The organism is Kitasatospora phosalacinea (genome assembly GCF_030268885.1).
In the GTDB taxonomy this organism is placed as follows: domain Bacteria; phylum Actinomycetota; class Actinomycetes; order Streptomycetales; family Streptomycetaceae; genus Kitasatospora; species Kitasatospora phosalacinea_C.
Genome location: NZ_BSSA01000009.1, coordinates 66,301 through 81,580 on the forward strand (window position 1 = coordinate 66,301; position 15,280 = coordinate 81,580).

Sequence of the window (15,280 nt, forward strand, 5' to 3'; positions counted from 1 at the left end):
GCCGCTCGTGCGGACATCATACTGACGGCCGGTTCAGTGAATACAGATTCATTGAATGTTGATTCAGTGAGGGGTGGGGCACATGGAGACCGTGGTGATCGGCGCGGGAGTGGCCGGTGCGGCGAGCGCGATCGCGCTGCGCCGGATCGGCGCCGAGGTGACGGTGTACGAGGCGTACCCGGACCCGGCGGGCAAGATCGGCGCCTTCCTGAGCCTGGCCGTCAACGGCCTGCGTGCGCTGGAGTCGCTGGGCTGCCTGGACGCCGTCCGGGCAGCGGGCTTCGAGGTCGACCGGCAGCGGATGTGGTCGGGCCGCGGCAAGCTGCTCGGCGACGTCCCGCGCGGCCGGAGGGCGGACGACCCGCTGCGCAGCGTGACGCTGATGCGGGCCGACCTGGTGGCCGCCCTGCGCGCCGAGGCGGTGCGGCTGGGCGCGCGGATCGTGCTCGGCGAACGGCTGACGGGCGCGGGTGCGGGGGAGGGGGCGGGCGCGGCGGCGGACGAGGCGGCGGCCCGGGCCGACCTGGTGGTCGGCGCGGACGGGCTGCGCTCGGCCGTCCGCCGGATGCTCGACCCGGACGGGCCCGAGCCCGCGTACGCCGGTCTGTACGGGCTCGCGGGCACCGCGCCGCACGTGCCGGAGGCGGGCCCGGGGCGGACGTTCAACATGACCTTCGGGCGGCGCGGCGCGTTCGCGCACCTGCCCGCGCCGGACGGCACCGTCTGGTGGTCCGCCCAGATCGCCGACCCGGTCGCACCGGCCGGGATCGGGCTCGGCGTCGAGGAGCTGGCCGACCTGTTCGCGGCCGAGCAGGTGCCCCGGCGGATCCTGGCGGGCGCGCGGATCGAGGCCACCACCCTGTTCCACGCCCTGCCGCCGGTGCCGCGCCGCCAGGACGGGCGGCGGGTGCTGGTCGGCGACGCGGCGCACCCGGTCGGTGCGGGGCAGGGCGCCTCCGTGGCGCTGGAGGACGCGGTGGCCCTGGCCCGGGCGCTGCACGGCGAACCCGACCGGGCCGCCGCGCTGGCCGCCTTCGAGCGCGGCCGGGCGGACCGCGCCGGGAGGCTCGCCCGCTCCGCCGCCGCCAACCGGGGCGCCAAGACCGCGGGTCCGTTCGCCGCCCGGGTGCGGGACGCGGTGATGCCGCTGGTGTTCGCCCGCACGTACGCCCGGAGCACGGACTGGCTGTACGACCACCGGCCGGGCGCGCTGCCGGGGTGAGACGGCCCGCGAGGGCACAAAAAGAACGGTGGTTCTGCTAGTGTCCTGAACAAGCAGAACCACCGTTCTTTTTGAAGGAGGGCGCAGTGCCCCGGCTCACCGACGCGCGCAAGGAACTGCGGCGCACGCAGATCGCCGAGGCGGCCGTCCGCTGCTTCAGCCGCAACGGACTGGAACGGACCTCGATCGCCGACATCAGCGCCGAATCGGGCCTCTCGACCGGCTCGATCTACGCGCACTACCGGAACAAGGCCGACCTGGTCCGGGGCGCCGCCCGCGAGATGCTCCACCGCCGCGGCGACACCATCGGCGAGTACGCCGCCGCCGACGTCCCGCCCGACCCCGAGGAACTGCTCGCCCGGCTGACCGCCGCGATCGACCCCGTCCACGCCCGGGTCGGCGTGCAGACCTGGAGCGAGGCGACCACCGACCCGGCCGTCCGCGCCGTCGTCGTCGACGCGACCGACCGGATGCGCGCCATGCTGCACGACTGCGTCACGGCCTGGCTGGTGAAGGTCCAGCACCACGAACCGGCCCCGGCCCGGGAGCTCGCCGCCCCGATCGCCCACCGGATCATGGCGCGCTACCAGGCCGAACTGCTCTACACCGCCCTGCGGACCCCGACCGAGGAGACCACCGCACCGTGACCGCCCTCCCGCCCGCGCCGCCCGCACCGACCGCCCCGCTGGGCGCCCGCACCGTCCGCCGCACCGGGTACGGCGCCCTGCAGCTCGAACGCCTGCACGGCCGCCGCGACGAGGCGCTCGCCCTGCTGCGCCGCGCCGTCGAACTGGGCGTCGACCACGTAGACACCGCCCAGTTCTACGGCGACGGGTTCGCCAACGACGTGATCCGCGAGGCGCTGCGCCCCGAGGACGGCGTCCTGGTCGTCACCAAGGTCGGGGCCGACCCCGCCCCCGGCGGACACCCGCCGCTGCGGCTGGCGCAACGCCCCGAACAACTGCGCGCCAGCGTCGAGGCCAACCTGCGCAGCCTGGGCACCGACCGGCTCGACGTCGTCAACCTGCGCCGCCTCGACACCGGGCCCGGACTGCGCGTCGAGGGCGACCAGGTGGTCGACCTCGACGACCAGCTCGCCGTGCTGACCGCCCTGCGCGACGAGGGCAGCATCGGCGCGATCGGCCTGAGCAGCGTCAGCCACGACGTCCTGCGGCGCGCCCTGCCGGCCGGCGTCGTCTGCGTCCAGAACGCCTACAGCCTGGTCGCCCGGGACGACGAGGAGATGCTGCGGCTGTGCGCGGCCGAGGGCATCGCCTGGGTGCCGTTCTTCCCGCTCGGCGGCGCCTTCCCCGGCCTGCCCAAGGCGACCGACGAACCCGCGGTGCGCGTCGCGGCGACCGCCCTGGGCGTCACGCCCGCCCAGATCGGCCTGGCCTGGCTGCTGCACCGCGCCCCGAACGTGCTGCTCATCCCCGGCACCGCCGACGCCACCCACCTGGAGGCCAACGTCGCAGTCGGCGAGATCGCCCTCGACCCCGCGACCCTCGCCACCCTCGACGCCGTCGAGTCCCGCCCCAACGACGCCACGCTCGACTGACCGGCCCACCCCGGGAGGCTCTGGCCGACGGGAGCCCCTCCCTCACCGAGGCCCCGTCCTGCCGCCGGCTCCCGCTTCGTCGGAAGGCCCTGTCCGGTCGGAGGGTCCGTCCCGCCGGGAGGGTTCCGCCTTGCCGGACGGTTCTGCCGTGAGGCTCCGGGCTTCTGCTCCGCCGGGAGGCTTTGGCCGGTGGGAGACCTTGTCCCGCCGGGGGTCCTGTCCTGCCGGGGGCTCCTGCCGCGCCGGGAAGCGCCATCCCGCCGGGGCCCTGTCTCGCCGGGAGTCCTGTCCTGCCGGGGGTTTGCCCCGCCGGAGGCTTCCGCTTCGCAGGGAGGTCCTGTTCCGCCGGGAGGGCCTTGCCCTGCCGGCGGCTCCGTCCCATCCGGGGGCCCGTCCCCCCGTACCGAGGAGGATCATGAAAGCCATCGTCCACCACGACCACGGCACCCCCGACGTCCTCCGGCTCGTCGACCGCGATCCGCCCGAGCCCGGGCCGGGCGAGGTGCGGGTCCGGATCGCGGTGTCGGGCGTCAATCCGACCGACTGGCAGGCGCGTTCCGGTGCGGGGCATCCCCGGCCGTTTCCCGAGGTCGTGCCGCACCACGACGGCGCCGGTACGGTCGACGCCGTCGGGGAGGGGGTCGAGCGGAGCCGGGTCGGTGAGCGCGTCTGGGTGTTCATGGCCGCGGCCGGGCGCCCCACCGGCACCGCCGCCGAGTACACCGTGGTGCCCGCCGACCAGGCCGTGCCGCTGCCCGACGCGGCCGGGTTCGACCTCGGCGCCTCGCTCGGCGTCCCCGCGCTGACCGCGCACCGGGCGCTCACCGTCGCCGAGGACGGGCCGCGCCGACTGCACCCCGGCGCGCTCGACGGGAGGACGGTGCTCGCCGCGGGCGGGGCCGGAGCCGTCGGGCACGCGGTGGTCCAGCTCGCCCGCTGGGCCGGCGCCACCGTGATCAGCACGGTCAGCGGCCCGGAGAAGGCCCGGCTGGCCACCGCCGCCGGGGCCCACCACGTGGTCGACTACCGCCGCGGCGACCCGGCCGCCGCGATCCGCGCGCTGGCCCCGGAAGGGGTGGACCTGGTCGCCGAGGTCGCCCTCGGCGCGAACCTCGCCCTGGACCTCGCCGTCCTGCGCACCCGCGGCACGATCTCGACCTACGCCAACGACGGCGGCGCCCCGGTCGAACTGGACGTGCTGCGGAGCATGGTGCTCAACGCGCGCTTCCAGTTCCTGGTCCTCTACCTGGCCGGTCCGGAGGCGCGCGCCGCGGCCGTCCACGACGTCGCCGCCGCGGTGCGCGCCGGGGCGCTGCCGGTCGGCGAGGAGCACGGCCTGCCGCTGCACCGCTTCCCCCTCGACCGCACCGCCGACGCGCACCGCGCGGTCGAGGGCCGCGCGGTCGGCAAGGTCCTGGTGGACGTCACGGCCTGAGGCCCCCGGCAGGCCCCGGCAGGCGGTCGGGCAATCGAGCGGTCGGGCAGCCGGGCCGGTCGGGCAACCGCGCGGGCGGCGCCGGACGCGGCACCGGCCGGCCCCCTGTGCGGGGGCCGGCCGGTGGGCGTGGCGGATGCGGGTCAGCGGGCGCCGAGCAGGTGCTCGATGGCCAGCTGGTCGAGGCGCTCGAAGGCCATGCCGCGCTCGGCGGCGGCGGTGACGTCGAAGTCCTCGAACGCGGAGCGGTCGGCGAGCAGCGCGGCCAGGCCGTCGGCGGCGGTCGGCTGGGCGAGCTGGTCGAGGCGGGCGGCGCGCAGCGCGTCCTGGACCTCGGCGTCGGCGCGGAAGGCCAGCGCACGCTCCTTGAGCAGCAGGTAGTTGCGCATGTTCCCGGCCGCGGACTCCCAGACGCCGTCGAAGTCCTCGGTGCGCGGCGGCTTGAAGTCGAAGTGGCGCGGGCCCTGGTAGTCGGAGGACTCCAGCAGGTCGACCAGCCAGAACGCCTGCCGCAGGTCGCCCGCGCCGAAGCGGAAGTCCTGGTCGTACTTGATGCCGGACTGGCCGTTCAGGTCGATGTGGAACAGTTTGCCCGACCACAGCGCCTGGGCGATGCCGTGCGGGAAGTTCAGGCCCGCCATCTGCTCGTGGCCGACCTCCGGGTTGAGGCCGACCAGCTCCGGGCGCTCCAGGCGGTCGATGAACGCCAGCGCGTGGCCGATGGTCGGCAGCAGGATGTCGCCGCGGGGCTCGTTCGGCTTCGGCTCGATCGCGAAGCGCAGGTCGTAGCCCTGCTCCGTGACGTAGTCGCCGAGCAGGTCGAAGGCCTCCTTCAGGCGGTCGAGGGCGACCCGGACGTCCTTGGAGGCGCCGTGCTCGGCGCCCTCGCGGCCGCCCCAGGCCACGTACACGCTCGCGCCCAGCTCGACCGCCAGGTCGATGTTGCGGATGGTCTTGCGCAGCGCGTAGCGGCGCACGTCACGGTCGTTGGCGGTGAACGCGCCGTCCTTGAACACCGGGTGGGTGAACAGGTTGGTGGTGGCCATCGGCACCTTCAGACCGGTGGCCTCCAGGGCCCCGCGGAAGCGCTTGACGATCGCCTCGCGCTCCGCGTCCGAGGAGCCGAACGGGACGAGGTCGTCGTCGTGGAAGGTCACGCCGTACGCGCCGAGGGCGGCGAGCTTCTCCACGGTCTCGACCGGGTCCAGGGCCGGGCGGGTGGCGTCGCCGAACGGGTCGCGGCCCTGCCAGCCGACCGTCCACAGGCCGAAGGTGAACTTGTCGGCAGGGGTGGGGCTGAGCTGGCTCATCAGGTACTCCAAAGGCTGGTGATCGACCGGGTGGATCGACCGAGGGATCGACCGGTGACCCGACACGGGTCGGGGCCGGAACCGACGGTAACCCAGACCGGGGGCTATTCGTCAGGCCGGAAGACAAATTAATATGAGCCAGCCCGCGAGGGAAGCCCCCGCGCGGAACAGACCGCATCCACCCTTCCGGAGAGCGCTTCCCGCAGGGCCCGGACGACCGCAGACAGGAGCTCCCATGGCACACCCGCAGGTGGTGATCGGCGTCGACAGCTCGACCCAGTCCACCAAGGCACTGGCCGTCGACGCCGACACCGGCCGCATCCTCGGCGAGGGCCGCGCCCCCCACCGGGTCGACTCCCGGCACGGCCAGGAGAGCGACCCGAACCAGTGGTGGGACGCCCTCACCACCGCCGTCGCCGCCACCGGCTGGGCCGACCGCGCCCAGGCGCTGGCCATCGGCGGCCAGCAGCACGGACTCGTCACCCTCGACGCCGACGGCGCCCCCGTCCGCCCCGCCCTGCTCTGGAACGACGTCCGCTCCGCGCCCCAAGCCGCGGACCTGGTCCGGAAGTTCGGCGCCGACTGGTGGGCCGCCGAACTCGGCAGCGTCCCCGGCGCCTCCTTCACCGCCGCCAAGTGGGCCTGGCTGCGCGCCACCGAACCCGAGAACGCCGACCGCACCGCCGCCGTCCGCCTCCCGCACGACTACCTCACCGGGCGCCTCACCGGCACCGCCACCACCGACCGCGGCGACGCCTCCGGCACCGGCTGGTGGACCCCCGAGGGCTACCACGCCACCGTCCTCGACCACATCGGGCTCGACCCCGCCCTGCTCCCCGCCGTCGCCCCCGCCGGAACCGCCGCCGGACACGCCCTCCCCGGCGGCCCGCTGCGCCCCGGCACCCCGATCGCCACCGGCACCGGCGACAACATGGCCGCCGCCCTCGGCCTCGGCCTCGCCCCCGGCACCCCCGTGCTCAGCCTCGGCACCTCCGGCACCGTCTACACCGTCACCCGCAACCGCCCCGCCGACCCCACCGGCACCGTCGCGGGCTTCGCCGACGCCCTCGACGGCTGGCTCCCGCTCGCCTGCACCCTCAACTGCACCCTCGCCGTCGACCGGATCGCCACCCTGCTCGGCCGCGACCGACAGGACGTCGAACCCGGCGGCAGCGCCGTCCTGCTGCCCTACCTCGACGGCGAGCGCACCCCCGCCCTCCCGCACGCCAGCGGCCTGCTGCACGGCCTGCGCCACGACACCACCCCCGGCCAGCTCCTCCAGGCTGCCTACGACGGCGCCGCGTACTCGCTGCTCGCCGCCCTCGACGACGTCCTCTCCGCCGACGGCCCCGGCGCCGTCGACCCCGCGCAGCCGATCCTGCTGATCGGCGGCGGCGCCCAGGGCCGGGCCTGGCAGGACACCGTCCGCCGCCTCTCCGGCCGCCCCGTCCAGCTGCCCGCCGCCCGCGAACTGGTCGCCCTCGGCGCCGCCGCCCAGGCCGCCGCGCTGCTCACCGGCGAGCGCGCCGACGCCGTCGCCCGCCGCTGGGGCACCGCCGACGGCCCCGTGCTGCCCGCCCTCACCCGGGACGACGCCGCACTCGAACGGATCGCGACTACCATTTCGCAGACGGCCGCCCTGCAGGGGGACGGCACGCACTGACGCCGCACCGGGCCGCCCCGCACCCAGGGGCGGCCCGGACGGGCACTCGGCGGCAGACGGACCGGACGGGACCACGCGGACCGGACGGGTCGGACGGACCAGAGCGACGGACAGCCGGACAGCGGCACGGAGGGACGGGGCAGACGTGACAGAGGACGGGCAGCAGCCGCCCGACGGCGACCTCGCCACCAGGCGCGGCCCCGCCTCCCAGCAGGACATGCGGCGGCAGAACCTCGCCCTGGTGATGCGCACCGTCGCCGCCGCCCACCCGCTCTCCCGCGCCGACGTGGCCGGCCGCACCGGGCTGACCCGCACCGCCGTCTCCAGCCTGGTCGACGAACTCATCGGCGGCGGCCTCCTGCTGGAGGGCGAACTCGAACGCAGCGGCCGGGTCGGCCGCCCCGGCCGGGCCCTCGTCCTGAACGGCAACGGGCCCGCCGGGCTGGGCCTGGAGATCGGCGTCGAACACCTCAGCGCCTGCGTCCTCGACCTGCGCGGCGAGGTCCGGGTCGAACTGCACCGCCCCGCCGCCAACGCGGGCCGCCCCGCCGGGCAGACCCTCGCCGAACTCGCCGAACTCGCCGAACAGGCCGAGCAGGAGGCCGTCGCGCTCGGCCTGCGAGTGGTCGGCCGGGTGCTCGCCGTTCCCGGCAGCGTCCCGCTCGGCAGCCCCGGCGGCCGGATCGAGCACGCCCCCAACCTCGGCTGGCACCAGGTCGACGTCGCCGCCTCCTGGCCCGGCCCCGGCACCGCCCCCGCCGTCGACAACGAGGCCAACCTCGGCGCCCTCGCCGAACTCTGGCAGGGCACCGCCAGCGGCACCTTCGTGCACGTCTCGGCCGGTGAGGGCATCGGCGCCGCGCTCGTCCTGGACGGCCGCCTGTTCCGGGGCGTCCAGGGCTTCTCCGGCGAGCTCGGCCACCTCACCGTCCGCCCCGACGGACGCACCTGCTCCTGCGGCGCCCGCGGCTGCCTCGAACCGTACGCGGCCCTGGCCGCCGTGCTCCGCTCCGCCGGGCTCGCCGAGGAACTGGACGAACTCGGCCGGGAGAACGGCTCGGCGTACCTGGCGGACCGTCAAGAGGCCGACCCCATCGCGGAGTTGGTGCGCCGGGCGGAGGCCGGGCACGCCGGGACCCGGCGTGCGCTGCAGCACGCGGGCACCGCGCTCGGCACCGCACTGGCCGCCGCGGTCAACCTGGTCGACCCCGCCACGCTCGTCCTCGGCGGCGCCTACGCCGACCTCGCGCAGTGGCTGCTGCCCGCGATGCGGGCCGAGCTGACCGCCCTGGTCCGGGTCCGCCCCTGGCCCGAAGAGGCCCTGCGCGCCTCGATGTTGGGCCGCCGCGGTCCCGTCCTGGGCGCGGCCCTGGTCACCGTCCGCAGCCTGCACACCGACCCGGCCGGCCTCTGGCTGCCCGAGGCCGCCTGACCGGTCGCCGACGCGCAACGGCGGGGTCCCGTACGGGGCCCCGCCGTCTTCGTGCACCGCTGTCGGGAGCCGTCAACCCGCCCGGCGTTCAGGGGAGTCGGCGGACCGCCCGGTTCAGCGGTGGGCGCCCTTGCGGCGGCGCGCCACCAGCACGCCACCCACGCCGAGCAGGGCGAGGCCCGCCACGGTGGTGCCGATCACGCTGGCGCCGGTGAACGCCAGGCTGTCGCCCGCCGGACCGGTCGAGGCCGAGGCGCTCGGCGAGACCGCCGCACCGGAGGTGCTCGACGAGGCGCTCGGCGACGGCGACCCGGAGGTGCCCGCCGACGGGCTCGGCGACGCGGAGCCCCGCGGGCTGCCGGACGGGCTGCCGGACGGGGACGCGGAGACCGACGCGGAGGCCGAGGCGGAGGGCTTGGGGCTCTCCAGCGGCGACTCCGAGGGCTTCGGCGACGGGCTGGTCTCCGTCGCGCCGGCCGGGCAGGTGTGCGACAGGTTGAACTTGGTCTGGTTGCCGCCCTGGACCTCGGCGACGGCCGAGACGAGCGTGGCCCCCTTCTCCGAGGCCACGTAGGCGTGCTTGCCGGCCGGATTGCCGGGGAAGCTGGTGACGACCTGCTGGCCGCCCGGCTGGAAGGTCACGGTGAGCTTGACGAAGTCGGCGTCGTTGCCCGGGAGGACGAAGTGCCAGCCGTCCTGGGAGGCCGGGACGCCGGTGCAGGTCTTCTCCTGCTCCCCGTACGCGGCGGCGGTGATCGGGACCGACTGGCGCAGTTGCGAGGTGTACGTGCTGCTGCTGGCGAACGCCGAACCGACGACCGGCGCGGACATCAGCCCGGCGGCGACCACGACGGTGGTCGCGCGGAGGGCTATGGATCGGTGCATGTGCTACCTGTCCACTCTTCGATGCTGGGATGGTTTTCAGCCGCGGGGGGACCCGGGCGGCTCAAATCTCTCCACCGGTCGAGGCCTGGTCAAGCCCTCGGGCGGAGACCGGTGACGGAAGAACGCCAGGCTACGGCGCCGGAACCGGGAGCGAGCCGCGGGGGTCCGGGCGGCTCACACTGTCCCCGCAAGGTAATGGATCGGTCAAGTCCGTTGACGGCGCATCTGGTGCGCGATGCGGCGTATGTCCGCATGTGGCGGTGGCAACGATCGGATCAACCCGGGCGGGAGCGCGGCGGACGAGGGGGGCGTGGTGGGACGCGGCGGGGCGTGGTTCCACCGGTGGCCGGACGCGTGGTGCTGGGCGGGTGCGTCCGGCCACCGGGGTCTGGGGGAGGGGGCGGAGGTCAGTGGGGGAGGGCGGCCGAGCGCAGCCCGCGGGCGGTGAGCGCGGCGAGGACGGCGGGCAGCGCGGTGACGGTGTTGCGGTTCCCGTGGTCGTGCAGCAGGACGGTGTCGCCCGGGCGCGCCGTCGCGAGGACGGCGACGATCTCGGCGGGCGCGGTGCCGTCCCAGTCCCGGGGGTCGACGTCCCAGAGCGTCTCGGTCAGGCCGGCCTCCGCGGCGACCCGGGCGACGGTCGGGTCGGTGGCGCCGTACGGCGGGCGGAACAGCACCGGCGGGCGGCCGGTGAGTTCGGTCAGGACGCGGTTGGTGCGGTGGATCTCGTCGTGCACGGCGGGGAGCGGCATGCCCGGCAGCGAGGGGTGCGACCAGCTGTGGTTGGCGATCGCCATGCCGGCCCGGTCCAGGGCGCGGACCAGGTCGGGGTGGCGTTCGGCCTGGGCGCCGCAGAGGAAGAAGGTCGCACGGTGGCCGGCGGCGGTGAGGGCGTCGAGCAGCTCGGGCGTGGAGTCGGGGTGCGGGCCGTCGTCGAAGGTCAGGGCGACGGTGGCGGAGACGGGCGCGGGGGTGGGGGCGAGCTCGTGATCGGCCATGGTGCGGGTGCTTTCCTCCGTGATCGACCGGGTCGGTCCGGACGGTGGGGCGGCCGGGACGAGCGGTGCGAAAGTTTCGAATCCTGGCCGAATGTTACGGCGTGACCCGGACGACGGTAAGGGAGCCCGCCGGGGGCGTCAACCACTCTGCGCGGCCCGGAACGTCCGGACCGCGCAGGAGAGTTGGCGGGTGGTGTGCGGTTGTGGTTCAGCCGTCGGTCGGCGGAGGGGCGGTGCTGGCCCGGACGACCAGGCTGGTGGCGAGGTCGACCCTGGTCGCGGTGGGCTGCTCGCCGCGACCGAGCCCGATGGCCAGCCGGGCCGCCGTCTCGGCCATCTCCACCAGCGGCTGGCGGACGGTGGTGAGCGGCGGGCCGACCCAGCGGGCCAGCGGCAGGTCGTCGAAGCCGACCACCGAGAGGTCCTCCGGCACCCGCAGGCCGAGTTCGCGGGCGGCCTCGTACACGCCCAGGGCCTGCAGGTCGTTGCCCGCGAAGATCGCGGTCGGCCGGTTGGGGCGGGTGAGCAGGGTGCGGGCGGCCGCGTACCCGACCTCGTGGTGGAAGTTGCCCTCGATGATCAGCTCGGGGTCGACCGGCAGCCGGGCCGTGCCCAGCGCGGTGCGGTAGCCGTCCACCCGGGCGCGGCTGCACATCATCCCGGACGGGCCGGAGATCATCCCGATCCGGCGGTGGCCGAGGTCGAGCAGGTGGCGGGTGGCGGCCAGGCCGCCCTGCCAGTTGCCGGTGCCGACGGCCGGCACCCCCTCGGCCGGGTCGCCCGCCGGGTCGAGCACCACGAACGGGATGTCGCGGCTGGTGAGTTGGTCGCGCTGGGCGGCGTCCAGCTCGGACAGCACCAGGACCACGCCGGCCGGGCGGCGGGCCAGCACCCCGTCCACCCAGGTCTGCCCGGGGGTCAGCCGCCCGGCGGACTCGGAGAGCACCACGCTCAGGTCCTCGGCCCGGGCGACGTTCTCCACCCCGCGGATCACCTCCATCGCCCAGGCGCTGTCGAGCTGGTGGAACACCAGGTCGAGCAGCCGGGACGGCGGTGCGGCGGTGCGGCGGCGCTGGTAGCCCGTGCGGCGCAGGATCTCCTCGACCTTGGCGCGGGTCGCGGGCGCGACGTCGGCCCGGCCGTTCAGCACCTTCGAAACTGTCGGCGCCGAGACGCCGGCCGCCCGGGCGATCTCCGACAGGGTCGGTGCGGGGTCGGGTTCGAGTTCTGCAGCGCTCATGGCTCGGATAGTAGCGCCCCCGGCCATCGCGGGTGGGCCGGTGGACGGCCTTGTTCCACGCGGATGCCGATCTTGACGTCGCAGAAACATTCGTCGATCATTCGAAATGTTCGGCCCGGGCGGCGAGTTGGCCGATCGGGCGGACGGCCACCGGGCGGTCGCCGGACGGCCACCGGGCGGTCGTCGAGCGGTCAGGCGGCCGGGAAGCCGTACGCCGCCCAGTCGTTCAGCACCCGCTGTTGCAGCTCCGCCGGGAACGAGCCGGTGAAGGACGCCGTGCGGCCCCGGAAGTCCTGCGGCAGCAGGCAGTTGGTGACCGACTTGCCGCCGCGGCCCGCCTTCGCCTCGGCGGCGGTCAGGTACGGGACCATCGGGATGCCCGGGGTGTCCGGGTGGAGCCGGGTGCCGGTCTGCGGGTGGTGGCGGGTGGCCAGCGCCCAGACCACCTGGGAGACGTCGGTGACGTCGATGTCGTCGTCCACCACGATCACCTTCGGTACCAGCCACCCCGCGTGCGAGGCAAACAGCGTCTCGGCGATCAGCTCCGCCAATTTGTGGTCCGACATTGCGAATTCGCTCCGCCGGGCGCGCTCCACCGACACCACGATCCAGCAGGTCGCCGCCTCGTACGAGCACCACGCGAAGTCCACCGGCAGGCCCGCCCGGCGCAGCACGTCCAGCGCCGCCGCCGAGATCATCGTCCCCCAGACCGTGTGGTTCTCCTCCGGCGGCAGACCGGCCGCGCACACCGGGAGGATCGGCTCGTCCCGGAAGGTCACCGCCTCGACGTGGAAGACCGGCTGCAACCTGCCCTCCGGGAAGGCGTACCCGTGGTACTCGCCCATCGGGCCCTCCGGGGCGAGCTCCCCGGCCTCCACCCAGCCCTCCAGCACGATCTCCGAGTCGGCGGGCACCAGCAGGTCGTTGGTCTCCGCCCGCACCACCTCCACCGGCACCCCGGTCAGCGCCCCCACGTACCCGTCCTCGCTCACCCCCTCCGGCAGCGGCATCCCCGCCGCGGCCAGTGCGGCGGGCGGCGCGCCCAGCACCATCGCCCACGGCATCCGCTCCCCGCGCCGCAGCCACTGCTCGCGGACCACGCCGAGGTGCTGCTGCGGCATGGCCGGGCCGACCAGGCTGGTGGCGTCCCGCAGCATCGTCCGGGCCACCGACCAACTGGTCCAACTGCCGTCCGGGGTGCGGACGACGTGGAAGCCGTAGGTGCCGAAGTAGCGACCGCCGTCCTCCTGGTGCAGCAGCGGCACCGGGAAGCGCTCCAGGTCGACCCGGGCGCCCGTCAGCACGTTCTGCTTGCACGGCCCCGTCGCCACCACCCGCGGTGGCACCGGCTCCGCGTGCATCGCCGACACCAGCCGCTCCACGATCTCCCGCGCCCCCGCCCGGCGGCCCAGGCCGACGTGCGCGGCGAGCCGCCCGTAGCGGCCCGCGGCGTCGCGGTTCAGGCCCGCGGGCGCGCCGAGGATCCGGCAGCCCGGCGCGCCGGAGGTCAGCGAGGTGAACAGCGGTGCGGGCGCGGCGGTTTCGTACACCCGGCGGGTGACGGCGCCGACCTCCAGGTGCGGGTCGACCGGGCGGTCGACGGCGATCGCGTCGCCGTCGGCGAGCAGGCGGGCGACGAAGGCCCGGAAGTCGAGGGCGGGGGAGGGGGAGGCGGGGACAGGGACGGGGACGGACATCAGGTCTCCAAGGGGTGGGAAACAAGGGGAAAGGGGTCGAGGGCGCTGCTGCTCCTGCTCCTGCTCCTGCTCCTGCTCCTGCTCCTGTTCCTGCTGCTGCGCGGTGCGGGCCGCACGCATGCCCGACCAGCGGCGGGCGTCCGGGGCGGGCAGGTCGAGCTGGTCGAGGATGCGGGCCACCAGGTGGTCGACCAACTCCGCGACGGTGGAGGGGCGGTGGTAGAACGCGGGCATCGGCGGAACGATCCGGACGCCCATCCGGGCCAGCGCCAGCATGTTCTCCAGGTGGATCTCGCTGAGCGGCGTCTCCCGCGGCACCAGCACCAGCGGACGGCGCTCCTTCAGCACCACGTCCGCGGCCCGTCCGACCAGGCCCTCCGCCCAGCCCGCGCGGATGCCCGCCAGGGTCTTCATGCTGCACGGCACCACCACCATGCCGTCCGTCCGGAACGAGCCGGAGGAGATCGCCGCCCCCTGGTCGTCCGGCCCGTGCACCACCTCGGCCAGCGCGGACAGTTCGCGCACCGTCCGGCCGGTCTCCAGCTCGACGGTGGCCCGGGCCCAGCGGCTCAGCACCAGGTGGGTCTCCACCTCCGGGTTCGCCGCCAGGTGCTCCAGCAGTCGCACCCCGAGGACGGCGCCGGTCGCGCCGGTCATCCCGACGATCAATCGCATGGGGCAGCCTCTCGCTGTGCAGTTTCGGTCAGCACCGGCGCCGGGGGTCGGCGACCGGTGGCGACCACGCTAGGTGCCGGAAGACCGGTCGGGGTGGCTAGACTCGGGCAGGAGATGAGCAGAAACGGACAGCTTGGCGGCCGCGCGCCCCTGGTCACCGACTTCCCGTTCCCCACCACCCCCGGCGGCCCGCCCGGCGTCGAGGTCACCGACCCGCCCGGCTGGGCCGCCCGGCTGGCCCGCCTCGGCGTCCCGACCGCCGACACCCCCGTCCGCCCGTCCTTCCACCTGCTGATCACCGTCCGGGACGGCGCCCTCCGCTGCGTCGTCGACCTCACGGAGTGCCGGATCGACCCCGGCCACTGGCTCTGGGTCCGCCCCGGTCAGGTCCTGCGCCTCCTGGACGGGCCCTGCTCCGGGGCGGTGTTCGTGCTGTTCCAGGCGAGCTTCCTCGATCCGGCGACGGTCGCCGCCGCCCGCCTCGACCGCCGGGCCTGGCGCCTGCCGCTGCTGCCCGCCCCCTCGGCCCGCCCCGCGGTCGAACGGACGCTGGAGCTGCTGGTGGACGAGTACCGCCGACTCCGCGACCTCCCCTTGGAGGTGCACGTGGAAGTGGTCCGCCACCTGCTCGCCGTCCTGGTCCTGCGGCTCTCCCACCTCCCCGGCGGCGAACGCCGACGGACCGCCGGTGACGACGCCTTCCGCCGCTTCCAGCAGGCCGTCGAGACCGACCACCCCCGCACCCACCGCGTCGAGGACTACGCCACCCGCCTCGGCTACAGCGTCCGCACCCTCACCCGCGCCACCCGTGCGGCCACCGGCCAGGGCGCGAAGACCTTCATCGACGAACGCCTCGTCCTGGAGGCCAAACGCCTCCTCCTGCACAGCGACTCGACCACCGCCGCCATCGGCGACCGTCTCGGCTTCCCGTCCACCACCGTCTTCGCCCGCTTCTTCCGCCACCGCACCGGCGAGACCCCGACCGGCTTCCGCGCCCGGGCCCGGATCACCCCGGAGGCGGGGTAGGCCCGGAGGCGGGGGGCAGGCCCGGGGCGGGGCAGGCCCCGGCGGAACGGCAAAGCGTCGGCAATGCCCGGGCGAACTCCCGGCCCCGCGGAAACGGGAGCCGTGTCCGGCCCGGAAAGCGGCCCGCATTAACAAGGGA

At 75.3% G+C, this 15,280-nt stretch carries 12 protein-coding genes and 1 pseudogene; 7 read left to right on the forward strand and 6 right to left on the reverse strand.

What is annotated here, in order from left to right; genetic code table 11:
• Nucleotides 1-82: 82 nt before the first annotated feature.
• The 4 genes from QSK52_RS15405 to QSK52_RS15420 all read left to right on the forward strand — a co-directional run bounded on the left by QSK52_RS15405 (nucleotide 83) and on the right by QSK52_RS15420 (nucleotide 4,215).
• A complete protein-coding gene (locus tag QSK52_RS15405; protein WP_285736612.1) occupies nucleotides 83-1,222 on the forward strand; it encodes an FAD-dependent oxidoreductase in 1,140 nt (379 codons plus the stop codon).
• 86 nt (nucleotides 1,223-1,308) lie between these two features.
• A complete protein-coding gene (locus QSK52_RS15410) occupies nucleotides 1,309-1,869 on the forward strand; it encodes a TetR/AcrR family transcriptional regulator (protein ID WP_285736613.1) in 561 nt (186 codons plus the stop codon).
• Complete coding sequence (locus tag QSK52_RS15415; protein ID WP_285736614.1) at nucleotides 1,866-2,780, forward strand: aldo/keto reductase; 915 nt, start codon at nucleotides 1,866-1,868, stop codon at nucleotides 2,778-2,780. Before QSK52_RS15410 ends, QSK52_RS15415 begins: the two co-directional genes overlap by 4 nt.
• 415 nt (nucleotides 2,781-3,195) lie before the next feature.
• Nucleotides 3,196-4,215 carry an NADPH:quinone reductase gene (locus QSK52_RS15420; RefSeq protein WP_285736615.1) on the forward strand — a complete coding sequence of 340 codons (1,020 nt, stop codon included), beginning with the start codon at nucleotides 3,196-3,198 and terminating at the stop codon, nucleotides 4,213-4,215.
• A 143-nt stretch (nucleotides 4,216-4,358) separates the two neighbouring features.
• Here the strand turns inward: QSK52_RS15420 and xylA are convergent, their stop codons facing one another.
• Nucleotides 4,359-5,525 (reverse strand): xylose isomerase, encoded by a 1,167-nt coding sequence (xylA, locus tag QSK52_RS15425; RefSeq protein WP_285736616.1) that lies wholly within the window; start codon nucleotides 5,523-5,525, stop codon nucleotides 4,359-4,361.
• Between the two features lie 235 nt (nucleotides 5,526-5,760).
• Between xylA and xylB the strand changes: the two genes are divergently transcribed.
• Together xylB and QSK52_RS15435 are read left to right on the forward strand one after the other, a co-directional pair.
• Entirely contained in the window at nucleotides 5,761-7,188 is a 1,428-nt protein-coding gene (xylB, locus tag QSK52_RS15430; RefSeq protein ID WP_285736617.1) for a xylulokinase, read from the forward strand.
• Between the two features lie 145 nt (nucleotides 7,189-7,333).
• The gene (locus tag QSK52_RS15435; protein ID WP_285736618.1) at nucleotides 7,334-8,620 is read left to right on the forward strand and encodes an ROK family protein; all 1,287 of its coding nucleotides are present in this window, start codon (nucleotides 7,334-7,336) and stop codon (nucleotides 8,618-8,620) included.
• Between the two features lie 114 nt (nucleotides 8,621-8,734).
• On the opposite strand, the gene QSK52_RS15440 is transcribed toward QSK52_RS15435, so the two are convergent.
• The 5 genes and pseudogenes from QSK52_RS15440 to QSK52_RS15460 form a co-directional block, all read right to left on the reverse strand.
• Nucleotides 8,735-9,505, reverse strand: a complete 771-nt coding sequence (locus tag QSK52_RS15440) for a hypothetical protein (protein ID WP_285736619.1) — start codon at nucleotides 9,503-9,505, stop codon at nucleotides 8,735-8,737.
• 407 nt (nucleotides 9,506-9,912) lie between these two features.
• Entirely contained in the window at nucleotides 9,913-10,503 is a 591-nt protein-coding gene (locus QSK52_RS15445; RefSeq protein ID WP_285736620.1) for a polysaccharide deacetylase family protein, read from the reverse strand.
• Nucleotides 10,504-10,711: 208 nt separating this feature from the next.
• Entirely contained in the window at nucleotides 10,712-11,743 is a 1,032-nt protein-coding gene (locus tag QSK52_RS15450) for a LacI family DNA-binding transcriptional regulator (RefSeq protein WP_285736621.1), read from the reverse strand.
• Nucleotides 11,744-11,934: 191 nt separating this feature from the next.
• Nucleotides 11,935-13,560, reverse strand: a complete 1,626-nt coding sequence (locus QSK52_RS15455) for a UbiD family decarboxylase (RefSeq protein WP_352230287.1) — start codon at nucleotides 13,558-13,560, stop codon at nucleotides 11,935-11,937.
• Nucleotides 13,540-14,115, reverse strand: a pseudogene (locus QSK52_RS15460) (non-oxidative hydroxyarylic acid decarboxylases subunit B); the annotation flags it as partial. The pseudogene QSK52_RS15460 and the gene QSK52_RS15455, both read right to left, overlap by 21 nt.
• A gap of 114 nt (nucleotides 14,116-14,229) precedes the next feature.
• On the opposite strand from QSK52_RS15460, the gene QSK52_RS15465 reads away from it, so the two are divergent.
• Nucleotides 14,230-15,141 carry a helix-turn-helix domain-containing protein gene (locus QSK52_RS15465; protein ID WP_285736622.1) on the forward strand — a complete coding sequence of 304 codons (912 nt, stop codon included), beginning with the start codon at nucleotides 14,230-14,232 and terminating at the stop codon, nucleotides 15,139-15,141.
• The last annotated feature ends 139 nt before the right edge of the window (nucleotides 15,142-15,280 follow it).

What these genes read in the sequence shown, in the direction of transcription:
- QSK52_RS15465 (WP_285736622.1), top strand. Translation starts at nt 14,230, where the DNA reads ATGAGCAGAAACGGACAGCTTGGCGGCCGCGCGCCCCTGGTCACCGAC.
- xylA (WP_285736616.1), bottom strand. Translation starts at nt 5,525, where the DNA reads ATGAGCCAGCTCAGCCCCACCCCTGCCGACAAGTTCACCTTCGGCCTG.
- QSK52_RS15440 (WP_285736619.1), bottom strand. Translation starts at nt 9,505, where the DNA reads ATGCACCGATCCATAGCCCTCCGCGCGACCACCGTCGTGGTCGCCGCC.
- QSK52_RS15405 (WP_285736612.1), top strand. Translation starts at nt 83, where the DNA reads ATGGAGACCGTGGTGATCGGCGCGGGAGTGGCCGGTGCGGCGAGCGCG.
- xylB (WP_285736617.1), top strand. Translation starts at nt 5,761, where the DNA reads ATGGCACACCCGCAGGTGGTGATCGGCGTCGACAGCTCGACCCAGTCC.
- QSK52_RS15445 (WP_285736620.1), bottom strand. Translation starts at nt 10,503, where the DNA reads ATGGCCGATCACGAGCTCGCCCCCACCCCCGCGCCCGTCTCCGCCACC.
- QSK52_RS15450 (WP_285736621.1), bottom strand. Translation starts at nt 11,743, where the DNA reads ATGAGCGCTGCAGAACTCGAACCCGACCCCGCACCGACCCTGTCGGAG.
- QSK52_RS15420 (WP_285736615.1), top strand. Translation starts at nt 3,196, where the DNA reads ATGAAAGCCATCGTCCACCACGACCACGGCACCCCCGACGTCCTCCGG.
- QSK52_RS15455 (WP_352230287.1), bottom strand. Translation starts at nt 13,560, where the DNA reads ATGCGTGCGGCCCGCACCGCGCAGCAGCAGGAACAGGAGCAGGAGCAG.